15 protein-coding genes are annotated in these 15,298 nt (G+C 73.4%); 1 reads left to right on the forward strand and 14 read right to left on the reverse strand.

The window, feature by feature from the left end:
• Positions 1–5: 5 nt before the first annotated feature.
• The 3 genes from OG410_RS12140 to hisI form a co-directional block, all read right to left on the reverse strand.
• On the reverse strand, positions 6–659 hold the full coding sequence (locus OG410_RS12140; RefSeq protein ID WP_329299136.1) for a TIGR02234 family membrane protein: 654 nt from the start codon (positions 657–659) through the stop codon (positions 6–8).
• Positions 660–865: 206 nt separating this feature from the next.
• The gene (locus tag OG410_RS12145; RefSeq protein ID WP_329299137.1) at positions 866–2,353 is read right to left on the reverse strand and encodes an anthranilate synthase component I; all 1,488 of its coding nucleotides are present in this window, start codon (positions 2,351–2,353) and stop codon (positions 866–868) included.
• A gap of 11 nt (positions 2,354–2,364) precedes the next feature.
• Positions 2,365–2,778, reverse strand: coding sequence for a phosphoribosyl-AMP cyclohydrolase (gene hisI / locus OG410_RS12150; protein WP_329299138.1), 414 nt, complete (start codon positions 2,776–2,778; stop codon positions 2,365–2,367).
• Between the two features lie 142 nt (positions 2,779–2,920).
• Between hisI and OG410_RS12155 the strand changes: the two genes are divergently transcribed.
• Positions 2,921–3,556: a TIGR03085 family metal-binding protein gene (locus OG410_RS12155; RefSeq protein ID WP_329299139.1), complete on the forward strand. Its 636-nt coding sequence runs from the start codon at positions 2,921–2,923 to the stop codon at positions 3,554–3,556.
• 295 nt (positions 3,557–3,851) lie between these two features.
• Here the strand turns inward: OG410_RS12155 and OG410_RS12160 are convergent, their stop codons facing one another.
• From OG410_RS12160 to hisD, 11 genes are all read right to left on the reverse strand, one after another.
• Entirely contained in the window at positions 3,852–5,270 is a 1,419-nt protein-coding gene (locus OG410_RS12160) for a PucR family transcriptional regulator (protein ID WP_329299140.1), read from the reverse strand.
• Positions 5,271–5,382: 112 nt separating this feature from the next.
• A complete protein-coding gene (locus tag OG410_RS12165) occupies positions 5,383–7,659 on the reverse strand; it encodes a helix-turn-helix transcriptional regulator (protein ID WP_329299141.1) in 2,277 nt (758 codons plus the stop codon).
• A gap of 364 nt (positions 7,660–8,023) precedes the next feature.
• Positions 8,024–9,004 carry a bis(hydroxyethyl) terephthalate hydrolase gene (gene bdeA, locus OG410_RS12170; RefSeq protein ID WP_443063739.1) on the reverse strand — a complete coding sequence of 327 codons (981 nt, stop codon included), beginning with the start codon at positions 9,002–9,004 and terminating at the stop codon, positions 8,024–8,026.
• Between the two features lie 493 nt (positions 9,005–9,497).
• A complete protein-coding gene (gene hisF, locus OG410_RS12175) occupies positions 9,498–10,253 on the reverse strand; it encodes an imidazole glycerol phosphate synthase subunit HisF (RefSeq protein ID WP_329299142.1) in 756 nt (251 codons plus the stop codon).
• Complete coding sequence (locus OG410_RS12180; protein WP_443063740.1) at positions 10,250–10,720, reverse strand: Rid family hydrolase; 471 nt, start codon at positions 10,718–10,720, stop codon at positions 10,250–10,252. Before OG410_RS12180 ends, hisF begins: the two co-directional genes overlap by 4 nt.
• Positions 10,717–11,442 carry a bifunctional 1-(5-phosphoribosyl)-5-((5-phosphoribosylamino)methylideneamino)imidazole-4-carboxamide isomerase/phosphoribosylanthranilate isomerase PriA gene (priA, locus tag OG410_RS12185; RefSeq protein ID WP_329299143.1) on the reverse strand — a complete coding sequence of 242 codons (726 nt, stop codon included), beginning with the start codon at positions 11,440–11,442 and terminating at the stop codon, positions 10,717–10,719. The genes OG410_RS12180 and priA overlap by 4 nt, the downstream gene beginning before the upstream one ends.
• Positions 11,439–12,086: an imidazole glycerol phosphate synthase subunit HisH gene (gene hisH / locus OG410_RS12190; protein ID WP_326790992.1), complete on the reverse strand. Its 648-nt coding sequence runs from the start codon at positions 12,084–12,086 to the stop codon at positions 11,439–11,441. The genes priA and hisH overlap by 4 nt, the downstream gene beginning before the upstream one ends.
• On the reverse strand, positions 12,077–12,241 hold the full coding sequence (locus OG410_RS12195) for a hypothetical protein (RefSeq protein ID WP_326788335.1): 165 nt from the start codon (positions 12,239–12,241) through the stop codon (positions 12,077–12,079). Before OG410_RS12195 ends, hisH begins: the two co-directional genes overlap by 10 nt.
• Complete coding sequence (gene hisB, locus OG410_RS12200; protein WP_266757720.1) at positions 12,238–12,831, reverse strand: imidazoleglycerol-phosphate dehydratase HisB; 594 nt, start codon at positions 12,829–12,831, stop codon at positions 12,238–12,240. The genes OG410_RS12195 and hisB overlap by 4 nt, the downstream gene beginning before the upstream one ends.
• Positions 12,828–13,964 (reverse strand): histidinol-phosphate transaminase, encoded by a 1,137-nt coding sequence (locus tag OG410_RS12205; protein ID WP_329299144.1) that lies wholly within the window; start codon positions 13,962–13,964, stop codon positions 12,828–12,830. Before OG410_RS12205 ends, hisB begins: the two co-directional genes overlap by 4 nt.
• Entirely contained in the window at positions 13,961–15,286 is a 1,326-nt protein-coding gene (gene hisD, locus OG410_RS12210) for a histidinol dehydrogenase (RefSeq protein ID WP_329299145.1), read from the reverse strand. Before hisD ends, OG410_RS12205 begins: the two co-directional genes overlap by 4 nt.
• Positions 15,287–15,298 lie beyond the last annotated feature (12 nt).

Below are 15,298 nucleotides of genomic sequence, written 5' to 3' on the forward strand. Positions count from 1 at the left end.
CGGACCTAGGTCCCGGCCGGGTCGGGGCCGGTGGGGTCCTCGCCGCGGTCGAGTGCCTTCCAGAGGTCCTCGGGACGGTCCGGGTCGACCGGCTTGGCCTTGCGGGGCCGGGGCCTGCCGTCCCGCTCGTAGCGGCCGGACATGGCGGGCCACGAGCGGCCGTGGCGCAGCGCGAGCAGCCCGGCCAGCAGGATGAGCGCGCCGGCCGCCGCGGTCACGTACGGCCAGACGGTGTGGCCGATCCCGGCCGCGGTGGCGGCGGTGTTGCCGGAGGCGGCGGCGGCCCGCTCGTCGAGGGCGGAGCTGTCGCCCGCGCCGAGGACGGAGGCGACGACGATGCCGGCGCCGGAGAGCGCGAGCAGCGCGGAAACCAGGAAGCGGCCGGAGCGGCGGACGGCGAAGACGGCGACGAGCGCGGCGAGGCCGACTATCGCGAGCGCCGCGGGCACACCCGTGACGTCGCTGCCCTTGGCGGTCAGCGGGAAGGCTCCGCCGGCCACGGTCGCGGTCCCCGTCGCCCAGCTCTGCCGGGTGGACAGCAGGGCCACGGCCGCGCCGAGCGCGCCGCTCAGGAGGGTCACGGCAAGGCTGCGGCGGCCGGACCGGGCGGGTCCCGCGGCTTCGGATCGGGGGTGAGGTACAGCAGTCACAGACCCCACTATCGCCTGAACCCCGGGCGAACCGTCAGCCGGGGTTACGTGAGCCTCGTCCTATTCGCTCCGTTCGGGCGCGGTTCGCACGGGTCGTACGGCCCCGGGCGCGGCCGGGGCCGTACGCCGGGCGTTGCTCCAACTGCCCGCCACCGGACCGCGCGAGCCGGTCCGGTGGCCCCGGCCGGCCCCGCACGCGCCCGTCGTGCGCGGCCCTAGTTTCCGAGGCGGTTCGCGGTGTGGACGGCGCGCAGCACGGCCGCCGCCTTGTTGCGGCACTCGTCGTCCTCCGACGCCGGGACCGAGTCGGCGACGATGCCGGCGCCGGCCTGGACGTAGGCCGTGCCGTCGCGCAGCAGGGCCGTACGGATGGCGATGGCGGTGTCGGAGTCGCCGGCGAAGTCCAGGTAGCCGACGCAGCCGCCGTACAACCCGCGCCGGGACGGCTCCAGTTCGTCGATGATCTGCATCGCGCGCGGCTTGGGCGCGCCGGAGAGGGTTCCGGCGGGGAAGCAGGCGGTGAGCACGTCGAAAGCCGTACGGCCCGCGGCGACCCGGCCGGTCACCGTGGAGACGATGTGCATCACGTGCGAGTACCGCTCGATGGACATGAAGTCGACGACCTCGACGGAGCCGGGCTCGCAGACCCGTCCGAGGTCGTTGCGTCCCAGGTCGACGAGCATGAGGTGCTCGGCGCGCTCCTTGGGGTCGGCGAGCAGCTCGTCGGCGAGGGCCTGGTCGTCCTGGACGGTCGCCCCGCGCGGCCGGGTGCCCGCGATGGGGTGCACCATGGCCTGTCCGCCCTCGACCTTGACCAGGGCTTCCGGGGAGGAGCCGACGACGTCGAAGCCGTCGAAGCGGAACAGGTACATGTACGGCGAGGGGTTGGTCGCCCGCAGGACGCGGTAGACGTCCAACGCGCTGGCGGTGCAGGGGGTTTCGAAGCGCTGGGAGGGGACGACCTGGAAGGCCTCGCCCGCCCGGATGCGCTCCTTGATGTCCTCGACGGCGTCCTGGAAGTCGGGGCCGCCCCAGAGCGCGGTGTACTCGGGGAGCTCGGAGGGCGGGAGCGCCGCGGGCGGCTGGGACACCGCACGCGAGAGGTCGGCCTCCATGGCGTCGAGGCGGGCGACGGCGTCCGCGTACGCCTCGTCGACGCCGGTGTCGAGGTCGTTGTGGTTGATCGCGTTGGCGATCAGCTGGACCGAGCCGTCCCAGTGGTCCAGGACGGCCAGGTCGCTGGTGAGCAGCATGGTCAGCTCGGGCAGCTTCAGGTCGTCCCGCTCGCCGGGGCCGATCTTCTCCAGGCGGCGCACGATGTCGTAGCCCAGATAGCCGACCATGCCGCCGGTGAACGGGGGCAGTCCCTCGCCCTGCGGGGTGTGCAGCGCCTCGATGGTGGCGCGCAGGGCCGCGAGCGGGTCGCCGTCCACGGGGACGCCGACGGGCGGGGTGCCGAGCCAGTGCGCCTGTCCGTCCCGCTCGGTGAGGGTCGCGGCGGAGCGGACGCCCACGAAGGAGTAGCGGGACCAGGACAGGGAGGTGCGGCCGTTCTCGGCGGATTCGAGCAGGAACGTGCCGGGGCGCTCGGCGGCCAGTTTGCGGTAGAGCGCGACCGGCGTGTCGCCGTCCGCGAGCAGTTTGCGGCTGACGGGGATGACACGGCGGTCGGTGGCCAGCTTGCGGAACGTCTCGAGATCCATGGCGGCTGACCTTACTGATTCCCGGCCGGTGCGCCGGAATCGGTGTCCTCGGTCCTGTCGGCGCCGTCCTTCAGCAGCACGTCGGCGTCGAAGCAGGTGCGGGCGCCGGTGTGGCAGGCGGCGCCCACCTGGTCGACGCGCACCAGCAGGGTGTCGGCGTCGCAGTCCAGGGCCACGGACCTGACGTGCTGGAAGTGGCCGGAGGTGTCGCCCTTGACCCAGTACTCCTGGCGGCTGCGCGACCAGTAGGTGCAGCGGCCCGTGGTGAGGGTGCGGTGCAGCGCCTCGTCGTCCATCCAGCCGAGCATCAGCACCTCACCGGTGTCGTACTGCTGGGCGATGGCGGGGACGAGTCCGTCGGCGCTGCGCTTGAGGCGGGCGGCGATCTCGGGGTCCAGGCTGCTGGCGGGAGGCGTGCTGGTCATGGGTGCCATTGTGCCGCGCCGGACCGTCCCGCCCGGCCGTTGTCCACAGGCCGGACCTCCGCGCCCGTCCACAGGCGGGAGCGGCGGGCCGCGCCGCGCTCTCCACTGGGCGGGGCGACCGCCCGGTCGTAGGCTGGCTGGCATGTCGACCCATGCGAAGCGCGAACGGCTCCTTCTGGCCGATCTGTTGGAAGCCGTGGGACCGGACGCCCCCACCCTGTGCGAGGGCTGGACCAGCCGGGATCTCGCCGCGCACGTGGTGGTGCGCGAGCGCCGCCCCGACGCGGCCGGCGGTCTCGTCGTCAAGCAGCTCGCGCCCCGTCTGGGGCGGGTGATGGCGGAGTTCGCCGAGAAGCCCTACGAGGAGTTGATCCGGCTCATCCGTACGGGGCCGCCGCGGTTCTCCCCGTTCACCCTGAAGCAGGTGGACGAGGCGTCGAACGTGGTGGAGTTCTACGTCCACACCGAGGACGTGCGACGCGCCCGGCCGGACTGGAAACCGCGCGAGCTGGACGCGGTGTTCCAGGAGGCCCTGTGGTCGCGCCTGGACCGAACGGCCCGGCTGATGGGCCGCGGCGCTCCGACGGGTGTGGTCCTGCGCCGCCCGAACGGCCAGACGACGGTGCTGAACAAGGGAACGCCGGTGGTGACGGTGACCGGCGAGCCCTCGGAGCTGCTGATGTTCGCGTTCGGCCGGCAGGACGTGGCGGACGTCGAACTGGACGGCGACAAGGACGCGATCACCAAGCTCCACGAGGCGAGACAGCTGGGAATCTGAGAACCCCGGCCCGCTCCGGCCCCACATCACCTGCCCGCGAGGACCCGCGTCACCGGACCGCCGGCCCCCGCGTCGCCCGGCCGCCGAGGCCCGCTTCACCGAGGCTCGGGAACCTTCCGGTCACCGGTGGTCGGCCGCCGTCCGTCCTCCCGTCGGCCGTCGGTCAGCCGGGGTTCGGCGCGCCGCAGGTCGGCGCGCCGAACGCCTCGCGGAGGCCTGTCCACCGGCCCGGCGGCCCGGCGGAGAGGGGAGACAAGGAGATGCGACCCTGCGGGCAGGCGACCCGGCGGGCAGGTCACGGATCGAGCAGAGAATGCGCCGCCAGGGCCAGGGACAGCTCGACGACGTCCGCGGGCCGGGTCAGGGAGCGGCCGGTGAGCTGTTCGCAGCGGCGCAGCCGGTTCAGGACGGTGTTGCGGTGGCAGTAGAGGCGGCCCGCGGCCCGCTGGGCGGAGCCGTCGCAGGCGAGCCAGACCGTGAGGGTGTCGAGCATGATGTCCCGGTCGGACAGGTCCAGCCGCAGCAGCGGCCCGAGAACCCGCTCCGACAGTGCCGCGCCGAGGACCGGAGAGGAGACGACGAGCGCGGCGGGCAGATGCTCCTCCAGTACGACGGTTCCGCCGACGCGCGGGCAGGCCCGCAATGCCGTGTCGGCCAGGCGACGGGCGTCACCGATCGCCGCGAGCCCCTCCACGACCGGGCTCACTCCGACCCGGGCCACCGGCGGGGCGGTCAGCCGGCGGGCGATCTCCCCGGCGTCCACGTCGGGCCCGTGCGTCCCGGGGTGCTCCCCTCCCCGGCCGTCCGCGCCGTCCGGACCCGCCCCGGCCGCCGGAGCGGAGCCCGGCCCGTGGCCCGCGCCGAGGAGCCCGCTGTCGTGGCCGCGGCCTGGCTGCTCCCCGTCGTGGGGGCGGTCGCCGAGCAGGACGATGCCGTAGCTGCCCTCACCGTCCCGGTCGCGGTCGCGGTACCAGAGGACCCGCAGGCCGGAGAGGCTCACCTGGCCGCGTACGTCCGTGAAGGCGCGACCGGACGGCAGGCGGGCCAGCACCACCGCGTACCGGCCGTGTTCGGGAAGCCCCAGGGCGGCGGCCGTGGCCGGCAGATCGGCGATCCGGGCGGTGCCGTCGAGGAGCGCGGCCGTCATCAGCCGCAGCCGGTTCTCCCTGCGCCACATCAGCTCGCGCTCGGTCTGGCGGTAGGCGTCGGCGGCCACGGCGCAGTGGTCGTCGACGAAGTTCCAGACATCGGCGGCCACATGCACGAGCAGGCGCGCGTCGGAGGGGTGGCGGCGGGTCGTCTCGTCGACGAGCTCCTGCCAGATCATGCCGCCGCCCAGGCGGAAGGCGCGCAGCAGGGCGTCCAGCGGAAGGCCGCGTTCGGCGCGGGCCCTGCCGATGGCCCAGGAGCAGCGGTGGGCGGCCTCGCGCAGTTCGCCGGGCTGGATCAGGGATCCGACGTTGAGCCGCAGCGAGCGCCGCACCTCGTCGCGAACACTGTCCGCGTCCGCCTCCATGGCCGCGCGGTACGCGGGTTCACGCGCCACCAGGAGGTCCACCAGGCGTTCGCCGAGTTCGGGCAGCCCCGCCATCAGCGCCCGGGCGGCGCGGTGCAGCACCGCGAGCGCCTCCGCGTCGACGGCCGGGCGGGCGGCCGGTACCGGGGACCGGGTTCCGGGCTGGGACCGGACATGGGCGGGTACGAGGTGCTGCATCGCTGTCCTCCACCGGGGTCGGCTCGGCCCGGCCGCCCGCTCGGCCGACGCGCGGCACACGGGTGGCCGGGACCTCCTGATCCCGCAGGATGACATACCGCCCGGTCGGTACCTAGGGGTGTGCGGTGGTCTTCTCGGCCCGGTCCACCAGACGGGACAGCTCGACGCGGGAGCGGACCCCCAGAGCGGCGAAGACATTGCGCAGGTGGTGGTCCACGGTGCGGGTGCTCACGGACAGGCGCAGCGCCACCTCGCGATTGGTGGCGCCCTCCGCCACACAGCGGGCGATCCGAAGCTGCTGGGGCGTCAGAAGCGTTAGCTGACCTGCCGGTTCTCCCGGTCCGGCGTCGCCGGTGGCCCGCAGTTCGGCCCGCGCCTGCGTGGCCCAGCCGAGTGCCCCGCCCCGCTCGAAGGACACCAGCGCGTCCCGCAGCCGGCCGCGCGCCTCACCGGGTCTGCGCCTGCGCCGCAGCCAGCCGCCGTAGAGGAGCTGGGTGCGGCCGCGTTCGAAGTCCCCGGCCACCTCGTCGTGCCGGGCCAGCGCGGCGGCGAACAGTGCCTCGCATTCCTCGGGGCCGCTCAACAGCGCACGGCAACGCGCGAGTTGAGCGGGGGCCTGAGGGTCGGCACCCTGCGCGGCCCAGCGCACGAACTCGCCCACGGCCGACCGGGCGGCCTCCGTCTGTCCCGTGCGGGCCGCCGCTTCCACGAAGCAGGGAACGGCGAGCATCCGTACCGCGAAGTGGCCGCGGCACGGGCCGGCGCCGACCAGGGGGCCGAGCCGCGCCGCCGCCTCGGGGAGCCGGCCGCGGGCCAGGTCGGCGCGGGCGCGTGCCCACTGGGACAGCGTGGCCGCCTGCGCGAGTCCATGGGCCGCCGCGACACGTTCGGCGGCCGCGGCGTGCTCCGCGACGGCCTCCGGAGAATCCTCCACGGACGCCACCAGCGCGAGGATCGCGTGGTGGTGCGCCGCGAGGTTGTCCTGACCGGCGCCGAGAGCCGTGCGCAGGCCGTCCTCGGCGTGGGCGCGGGCACGGGCGTGGCGGCCGGCCCGCAGCTCTCCGTAGGCCAGCCGCTCCAGCGCCTGGGCGACCAGGATGTACGGGCCCCGGGCCCTGGCGACGGCGAGGGCACGGGAGTTGGCGCGAGCGGCCGCGTCGAGGTCGCCGACGACGAGGGCCGCGCTCCCGGCCCGCAGCAGGGCTTCCGTGCCGTCGAGCACCCCGGCCGCGGCGCCCGCTGCGGCCACCACCTCCCGCAACGACTGCCGTCCGCTGTCCAGGCGGCCGTGCATCACCGCGGACATCCCCGCCCGGTACGCAGCGAGCAGTGGGTCGGATCCCGGCTGGGCGGGACCCCCGTCCAGCGCTTCCACGCATGCCGCCGCGTCCCCCATCGCCCAGGACGCCTCGACGGCGGCGAGCCGCGCGGTCTGGGCGAGGTGCGCGTCGACGGGAGCCAGCGACTCACCGGCCAGCAGCAGTGCTTCGCGGGCGTCGGCGACCGGGCCGTCCTGGAGCGCGAGCAGCCCGCTCACCCGCTGAGCCGCGCCGCGCACGGCGCCGGCCGGACCCTCGCACCCGGCCCGCGCGAGCAACTCCCGCGCGCGGTGCGGCAGTCCGGCCAGCCGGGCCTGGTCCGCGGCGTTGACCAGGCGGGCGGCACGCACCCCCTGGCCCACGGCGAGTTCGGCGGACCGCGCCCAGGCCGCCGAGCGCTCCGCGTGCGTCGGTCCGCCGTCCGGCGGCTCCGCCGCGGCGGCCAGCACGTCGCCGAGGCCGGGTGCGGGAGCGACGGCCGCCGAGGCCCGGTGGAAGAGGACCGGCAGGGCGTGCGGGCCCCCGGTGTGGGCGTCGGCCAGCAGCCGGTGCGCGGCACGCCGACGGGCGGGCGGGACGGCGGCGTACACGGTGCCGGCCAGGCCGGGATCGACGAGCTGGACGCGGCCTCCGGCGAGGCGGATCAGTCCCGCGTCCTCGGCGGCGTCGAGGGCGTCCGCGTCGAGTCCGCCCGCTCCGGCCGCCCCGACAATCACCGCGGCGTCCGCCCCGGCGCTCCTCGCGTCCCGCTCCCGCTCGGCCGCCACCAGCAGCAGCAGACCCGTCGGGCCCCCGCCCAGGACACCCTGCCCCGGGCACCCGCCTCCGCCCTCACCGGGCGCCGCACCGGGCACGGCCCCTTCCCGGGTCTCCGGCACCGGCGTCCCGGTCCCGGCGGCCGGGCGGGCCGGCTCGGGCGCGCCGGACGGGCGGGGCACGTCCGGCGGGCGGGGCGCGTCCGGTTGCGGATCGTGCCCCGGGGTGAGCAGCCGTCCGGGGGCGCGGCACTGGTCCGAGCGGTCCGGCTCGTCCGGCTCCTTCGACTCGTTCGGCGTGGGCCGGACGAGCAACGGTAATGAGCTCCGGGCCGCCGTCCGGAGGAGACTTGGCACAGTCGCGTTTCCCGTCACGACCATCACGTTACTTCCGCGTAAACGATGGCGGAAGCCCCGCGTTCGCTTGCGGGACTGGGCCCGGAAAGCCCATCCGACCTGGGAAGACAAGGCGCTCGCGGGGACGGCGGGTGGGCAGGCTCCCAGGCCCGGCGGGCCAGGCTTGTGCGCCCGCACAACGGCCGCGGCCCCCTCCCGGGCGCCGCGGCCGGACACACACGTGACGGCCGCCGGAGGACGGCGGCCGTCACTCCCGCACGGCCCTGACCCGCACGGACCGGCCCTGTGGACCGGCCGTGCGGGACGGACCGTGCGGAACGGGTCAGGAGGTGTGCGGGCAGTTGCCCCGGTACTCGGCGATCGTCAGGGACGCCTGCGGCAGCGGGCACAGGAACTGTTCGTAGCGGGTGTCATTGTCGATGAACCGCTTGAGCCACGAAATGCTGTACTTCGCGATCGTGGTGTTCGAGCTGTTGGGCGTGAAGTGGGTGGCGCCCCTGAGTTCCAGGTACGCCTTGTCGAGCGTGCTCGGCAGACTCGCGTAGAAGGGCTTGGAGTGGGTGGCCACCGGGGCGATCGTGTCGCCGTCGGCGCCCACGATCAGGGTCGGCGTCTTGATCTCCGGCCAGGTGGTGTCCAGGTTCCAGCCGGTGAGCGGGATCGCCGCCTGGAGCGAGGGACGGCTCTTCGCGGCCTCCAGCGTGCCGCCACCGCCCATCGAGTGGCCCATCACGCCGAGCCGGCTGTTGTCGATCCTGGTCCGGACGGAACTGCTCTGGGTCAGGTAGTCGAGCGCGGCCAGCAACTGCCGGCCGCGGCTGTCGGGCTGGTCGAGAGTGGTGAGGGTGTCGATGGTGAACACCACGAAGCCCTGGGAGGCGAGCCGGGGCCCGAGCCAGGAGATGGACGACTGGTAGGCGGTGTACCCGGGTGAGATGACGACCGCCCCGAAGGTCCCGTCGGCGGTCGAGGTCGGGTAGTAGACGGTTCCGCCACCGAAGCCGGTCACGGACAGCGAGGAGACGGTGGTCTGGGAGACGGCGTACGAACCACGGGAGGCCTCGATACTGGCGTTCGTGGGGGCGGGGCCGCGCTCGTACGGGTTCGCGGCGGCCTGTGCCGAGACGGCCTGTGCTCCGGCGACGGCCTGCGCTCCGGTGGCCTGCGCGGCGACGAGGCCGCCCGCGGCCAGGAGCACCGCGAGACCGGCCCGCGCCAGACGGCTCGTAAGCCGGTGCGGGCGGCGGGGGGACGGATCAGGGCCGACGGGTGCGGCGGGGAAGGGGCGGTTCGGCTGCTGCACGGTGGCTGCATCCTCTCGGTGAGGGAGGACGGACCCGCGCCGCGGTCGGAACGCCGCCCTGGCATGGGTGTCGGAAGGCGCACGCTGCGATGACGGCGGGGGTCCGTCTCGGTGGTTGCGGTGGCAACTGTCCGCCCCGGACCCGGCCCGTACATCGGCAGAATCACCGGTCTTGGCCCACCGCGCCCCTGCGCCCTGTGCCCGTGCGCCCTGCGCCCCGCCGGGCCTCCCCCACCGGAACGAGGCTTCACGGTGCGGTGGCAGGCGCCCCTTTCCCGAGAAGCGGCCCCCGGAACACGACCGCGGGGCCCCACACCGGCCACGGAACACGGCGAACGGCCCGTACCCGGCAGCGGAGGCTGCCCGGGTACGGGCCGTGACGGAGACCGTGACCGTGACGGAGACCGTGACCGTGACGGAGACCGTGACCGTGACGGAGACCGTGACCGTGACGGAGACCGTACGCGGCTGTGAAAGCCGCCAGTGAGGTCGGCTAGCGGACGGGATGCCCCGCCGCGCGCAGGGTCTCCTTGACCTCGCCGATCCGCAGGTCGCCGAAGTGGAAGACGGACGCGGCCAGCACCGCGTCGGCGCCCGCCCCGATGGCCGGCGGGAAGTGGTCGAGCCGGCCCGCGCCGCCGCTGGCGATCAGCGGAACGGTGACGTGCTTGCGTACGGCCTCGATCATCTCGATGTCGTAGCCGTCCTTCGTGCCGTCGGCGTCCATCGAGTTGAGCAGGATCTCGCCCGCGCCCAGCTCGGCGGCCCGGTGGGCCCACTCGACGGCGTCGATGCCGGTGCCCTGGCGGCCGCCGTGGGTGGTCACCTCGAAGGAACCGCTCTCGGTCCTGCGCGCGTCCACGGAGAGCACCAGCACCTGACGGCCGAACCGCTCCGCGATCTCCCGGATGAGGTCGGGACGGGCGATGGCGGCCGTGTTGACACCGACCTTGTCGGCGCCGGCCCGCAACAGCTTGTCGACGTCCTCGGCGGTACGGACACCGCCGCCGACCGTCAGCGGGATGAAGACCTGCTCGGCCGTGCGACGCACCACGTCGTACGTGGTCTCACGGTTGCCCGAGGACGCGGTGATGTCCAGGAACGTGAGCTCGTCGGCGCCCTCGGCGTCGTACACCTTGGCCATCTCGACGGGGTCGCCCGCGTCGCGCAGGTTCTGGAAGTTGACGCCCTTGACTACCCGGCCGTTGTCCACGTCCAGGCAGGGAATCACTCGGACCGCCAGCGTCATGACTGAGCTTCTCCCCGCTCTGTGGTGTCCCCGCCGGACCGTGCTCCGCCGTCCTCGCCGGACCGTTCCGTACGGTCCCCGTCCGGACGGAACGCCTCCACCTCGACCTCGACCACCAGCCGCGGGTCCACCAGACCCTCGACGATGATCATGGATGCGGCGGGGCGGATGTCGTCGAACAGCGCCTTGTGGGCACGGCCAACATCCTCGACGTCCCGGGCATGGGTGATGTGCACATGTGTGCGGACAACATCCTCACGGCCCAGGCCAATCCGCTCCAGGACCGCGAACGCCACGCCGAAGGCGTTGACCGCCTGCTCGTACGGGTCGCCCTCGACGACGTCGCCGTCGATGATCGAGCTGCAGCCGGACACCAGCACCAGGCCGTTCGGCAGCTCCACCGCTCGGGAGTACCCGAAGGCCTCCTCCGCGGGCGTGCCGGTCGAAAGTCGGCGTACGGCGCTCACCGGGCTACCGCCGCCAGGGCCTCTTCCAGGGTGAACGCCTTGGCGTACAGGGCCTTGCCGACGATCGAGCCCTCGACGCCGAGCGGCACGAGTTCGGCGATGGCACGCAGGTCGTCCAGCGACGACACACCGCCGGAGGCCACCACCGGGCGGTCGGTCACCGCGCACACGTTGCGCAGCAGCTCCAGGTTCGGGCCCTGGAGCGTGCCGTCCTTGGCGATGTCCGTCACCACGTAGCGGGCGCAGCCCTCGGAGTCGAGGCGCGCCAGCGTCTCGTAGAGGTCGCCGCCGTCGCGGGTCCAGCCGCGGCCGCGCAGGGTCGTGCCGCGGACGTCGAGGCCGACCGCGATCTTGTCGCCGTGCTCGGCGATGATCTTGGCGACCCACTCGGGGGTCTCCAGGGCGGCGGTGCCGAGGTTCACCCGGGTGCAGCCGGTCGCGAGGGCGGCCGCCAGGGAGGCGTCGTCGCGGATGCCGCCGGACAGCTCGACCTTGATGTCCATCGCCTTGGTGACCTCGGAGATCAGGTCCCGGTTGTCGCCGGTGCCGAACGCGGCGTCCAGGTCGACGAGGTGCAGCCACTCGGCGCCGGCGCTCTGCCAGGCCAGGGCGGCCTCCAGCGGGGAGCCGTAGGAGGTCTCGGTTCCGGACTCGCCGTGCACGAGACGGACGGCCTGGCCGTCGCGGACGTCGACGGCGGGGAGGAGTTCGAGCTTGCTCACAGTGTTCCGATCCAGTTGGTGAGGAGCTGGGCTCCGGCGTCGCCGGACTTCTCGGGGTGGAACTGGGTGGCCCACAGGGCACCGTTCTCGACGGCCGCCACAAAGGGCTTGCCGTGCGTGGACCACGTCACCAGGGGCGCGCGCAGCAGCGGGTTGCCGACTTCCAGCGACCAGTCGTGGACGGCGTAGGAGTGGACGAAGTAGAACCGCGCGTCGGCGTCGAGGCCCGCGAAGGCCTCGGAGCCCTCCGGGGTGTCGACGGTGTTCCAGCCCATGTGGGGCACGACGTCGGCCTCCAGCGGTCCGACCGTGCCCGGCCACTCGTCGAGGCCCTCGGTCTCCACGCCGTGCTCGATGCCGCGGGTGAAAAGGATCTGCATGCCGACGCAGATGCCCATGACGGGGCGTCCGCCGGACAGCCGGCGCCCGATGATCCAGTCGCCGCGCGCCTCCTTGAGGCCCTGCATACAGGCGGCGAAGGCGCCGACGCCCGGCACCAGCAGCCCGTCCGCGTTCATCGCGGTGTCGAAGTCGCGGGTGATCTCGACCTCGGCGCCCGCGCGGGCGAGGGCGCGCTCGGCGGAGCGTACGTTCCCGAAGCCGTAGTCGAAGACGACGACCTTCCTGGAGGCGCTCAACTCCAGACCTCCAGCCTCATGACGCCCGCGACGAGGCACATCGCGGCGCCGATGGAGAGCAGGACGACGAGGCTCCTGGGCATGTCCTGCTTGACGAAGGAGTAGATCCCTCCGGCGAGGAAGAGACCGACGACGATGAGGATGCTGGAAAGGCCTGTCACAGTGCGCCCTTAGTGGAGGGGAGGATGCCGGCTGCGCGCGGGTCGCGCTCGGAGGCGTAACGCAGGGCCCGGGCCAGCGCCTTGAACTGGCACTCCACGATGTGGTGCGCGTTGCGTCCGTAGGGGACGTGCACGTGCAGGGCGATCTGGGCCTGGGCGACGAAGGACTCCAGGATGTGCCGGGTCATCGTCGTGTCGTACTCGCCGATCATCGGCGCCATCTTCTCGGGCTCGGTGTGCACGAGGTAGGGGCGGCCGGACAGGTCGACGGTGACCTGGGCGAGCGACTCGTCCAGCGGGACGGTGCAGTTGCCGAAGCGGTAGATGCCCACCTTGTCGCCGAGTGCCTGCTTGAAGGCGGCGCCGAGGGCGAGGGCGGTGTCCTCGATGGTGTGGTGCGAGTCGATGTGCAGGTCGCCCTCGGTCTTCACGGTCAGGTCGAACAGACCGTGCCGGCCGAGCTGGTCGAGCATGTGGTCGTAGAAGCCGACGCCGGTGGCCACGTCGACCTTGCCGGAGCCGTCGAGATCGATCTCGACGAGGACCGACGTCTCCTTCGTCACCCGCTCCACGCGTCCTACGCGGTTCATGCGCTCTGCTCCTTCGGGGATGTGGGGTCGTCCCCCACAGAGCCCAGTAGTTCACGTACCGCGTCGAGGAACGCGTCGTTTTCCTTCGGGGTTCCCGCGGAGACCCGCAGCCACCCCGGTACGCCGTTGTCCCGGACCAGGACGCCCTGGTCGAGGATCCCGCGCCAGGCCGCGTGGGTGTCGGCGAACCGTCCGAACTGCACGAAGTTCGCGTCCGACTCGGTCACCTCGCAGCCCATCGCGCGCAGTTCGGTGACCAGCCGGTCCCGTTCGGCCTTCAGCTGCTCCACGTACCCGAGCAGGGTGTCGGTGTGTTCCAGAGCGGCCAGCGCGGTCGCCTGGGTGACGGCCGACAGGTGGTACGGCAGCCGGACGAGCTGGACGGCGTCCACGACCGCCGGGTGGGCGGCGAGGTAGCCGAGGCGCAGTCCCGCCGCGCCGAAGGCCTTCGACATCGTCCGGGAGACGACGAGGTTCGGCCGTCCTTCCAGCAGCGGCAGCAGCGAGTCGCCGTGGCTGAACTCGATGTACGCCTCGTCGATCACGACCATCGACGGCTTCGCCGCCTGGGCGGCCTCGTAGAGCGCGAGGACCGTCTCGGGCGGGACCGCGTTGCCCGTGGGGTTGTTCGGGGTGGTGATGAAGACGAGGTCCGGCCGGTTCTCGGCGATCGCCCGTTCGGCGGCGGCGAGGTCGATGGTGAAGTCCTCGTTGCGCGGGCCCGAGATCCAGGCCGTGCCCGTGCCGCGCGCGATGAGCGCGTGCATCGAGTACGACGGCTCGAAGCCGATCGCGCTGCGGCCGGGTCCGCCGAAGGTCTGGAGCAGTTGCTGGATGACCTCGTTCGAGCCGTTGGCGGCCCAGACGTTCTCGACGCCGACCGGGTGCTTGCCGGTCTTCGTCAGATAGGCGGCCAGCTCGGTGCGCAGCTCCACCGCGTCGCGGTCGGGGTAGCGGTTGAGGCCGCGCGCGGCCTCGCGGACCCGCTCGGTGATCCGCTCGACGAGCGCCTCGGGCAGCGGGTACGGGTTCTCGTTGGTGTTCAGGCGTACGGGGACGTCGAGCTGCGGTGCGCCGTAGGGGGTCTTGCCCCGCAGTTCGTCCCGTACGGGGAGATCGTCGATGCCGGTCACTTGCCCTCGGGTACCTTCCAGCCGAACCTTGCCTTGATCGCCGCGCCGTGCGCGGGCAGGTCCTCCGCCTCCGCCAGCGTCACCACGTGATGGGCGACGTCGGCGAGCGCGTCCTTCGTGTAGTCGACGATGTGGATGCCGCGCAGGAAGGACTGGACGGACAGGCCCGAGGAGTGACAGGCGCAGCCGCCGGTGGGCAGGACGTGGTTGGAGCCCGCGGCGTAGTCGCCGAGCGAGACCGGGGCCCAGGGGCCGACGAAGATCGCCCCGGCGTTCCTGACCCGGTCGGCGACCGCCGCCGCGTCCGCGGTCTGGATCTCCAGGTGCTCGGCACCGTACGCGTCGACGACCCTGAGGCCCTCGTCGACGCCGTCGACGAGGACGATCGCGGACTGCCTGCCGCTCAGGGCCGGGACGATCCGGTCGTCGATGTGCTTGGTGGCCGCGACCTGCGGCTCCAGTTCCTTCTCCACGGCGTCCGCGAGGTCCGGCGAGTCGGTGACCAGGACAGCGGCGGCGAGCGGGTCGTGCTCGGCCTGGCTGATCAGGTCGGCGGCGATGTGCACGGGGTCGGCGGTGTCGTCCGCGAGGACCGCGATCTCGGTCGGGCCGGCCTCGGCGTCGATGCCGATGCGGCCGGTGAAGTAGCGCTTGGCCGCGGCGACCCAGATGTTGCCCGGCCCGGTGACCATGTCGGCCGAGGGACAGGACTCGGTGCCGTAGGCGAACATGGCGACGGCCGTGGCGCCGCCGGCCGCGTACACCTCGTCGACGCCGAGCAGGGCGCAGGCGGCGAGGATCGTCGGGTGCGGCAGGCCGCCGAACGCGGACTGGGCCGGGGAGGCGAGCGCGATGGACCCGACGCCGGCTTCCTGTGCCGGGACCACGTTCATGATCACGGATGACGGGTACACGGATCGGCCGCCGGGCGCGTACAGCCCGACCCGGTCGACCGGCACCCACTTCTCGGTGACCGAGCCGCCGGGCACGACCTGGGTGGTGTGCGTCGTACGGCGCTGTGCGCGGTGGACGAGACGGGTGCGGCGGATCGACTCCTCCAGGGCCGCGCGCACAGCGGGGTCGAGCTGCTCCAGGGCGTCGGCGAGGGCCTGGGCCGGGACGCGTACGGACTCCAGCCGTACTCCGTCGAACTTCTCCGCGTAGTCGATCAGCGCCGCGTCGCCCCGATGGTGCACTGCCTCGCAGATCGGCCGCACCTTCTCCAGGGCGGCCGAGACGTCGAAGTCGGCTCGGGGCAGCAGGTCGCGCAGGGCGGGGCCCTCGGGGAGGGCGTCGCCGCGCAGATCGATTCGGGAGATCACGGACTCAATTCT

This window comes from Streptomyces sp. NBC_00659 (genome assembly GCF_036226925.1).
GTDB lineage: Bacteria > Actinomycetota > Actinomycetes > Streptomycetales > Streptomycetaceae > Streptomyces.